Origin of the sequence: Elioraea sp. (genome assembly GCF_051860475.1) — a bacterium.
Lineage (GTDB): Bacteria > Pseudomonadota > Alphaproteobacteria > Acetobacterales > Acetobacteraceae > Elioraea.
The window spans coordinates 16622-17614 of the sequence record NZ_JBHYDW010000013.1 but is presented as its reverse complement, the minus strand read 5'-3'; the positions used below and the strand labels follow the sequence as shown (position 1 = coordinate 17614).

1 protein-coding gene is annotated in these 993 nt (G+C 70.9%); it reads right to left on the bottom strand.

All coding sequences use genetic code 11. The annotated features are described in order from the left end of the window. A partial coding sequence (locus ACTIFU_RS04320) for a hydantoinase/oxoprolinase family protein (protein WP_439577061.1) occupies window positions 1-993 on the bottom strand: 993 nt, incomplete at both ends.

Below are 993 nucleotides of genomic sequence, written 5' to 3'. Positions count from 1 at the left end.
CGAGACGAGGCGCATCGCGTCCGCCATCTGCGCCTCGGAGATCGCGAGCACGCCGAGTGCCGCCTCCTCGAGCCCGAGCCCGAGCGGCGCGGCGACCGTCTCCCGCAGCACCGCGCGGGCACGTTCCGTATCGAGCGGACGCGCACCGGCGAGGAAGTAGACGGGATTGAGCCGCCCCGCGATCAGGTTGCAGTCGGTGACGGTCGCCGCCGCGCCGCCCTGGCCGTAGCAGGCTGGCCCAGGCACCGAGCCCGCGCTGCGCGGACCGACCCGCAGCTTGCCGCCCTGCTCGAGCCAGGCGATCGATCCGCCGCCGGCACCAATCGTCACCAGATCGAGCATCGGGATCAGCAGCGGATAGGGGCCGATATGGCTCCTGCCGGTGAGCACCGGCGTGCCGCCGGTGACGAGCGAGATATCGGCACTGGTCCCGCCCATGTCGAGGGTGATGATGTCGGTGAGGCCGCACGCCTTTGCCACTGTCGTGCCGCCGATGATGCCGCCCATCGGCCCGGAATGGGCAAGCGCAATCGGCACGCCGGATGCGCTCTCGAAGGTCGAAATGCCGCCATTGCCGCGCATGACAAAGGCAGGTGCGTGCACGCCGTCGCGATCGAGTTCGCGCCGGAGCGCGCCGAGATGGGATTGCAGCGGCCGCTTGATGAAGGCGTTCGCGACCGTGGTGCTGGTGCGTTCGAACTCGCGGAACTCGCGCACCACGTCCGAGGAGATCGAGACCTCCACCTCGGGGCAGACCTCCTGGGCGAGTTCAGCCACGCGGCGTTCATGTGCGGGATTCGCGTAGGCGTGCAGGAACGTCACGGCGATCGCCTCGCAGCCGTCGGCGGCCAGCGCGGCGAGCGCGGCGCGCGCCTCCACCTCGTCCAGCGGCTCCAACACCTCACCCGTGGCCCCGATGCGCTCGCGCACGGTGCGGCGCAGCCTGCGCGGCACCAGGGACGGTGCCGGGCGCCAGTGGATGTCGTAGATGTG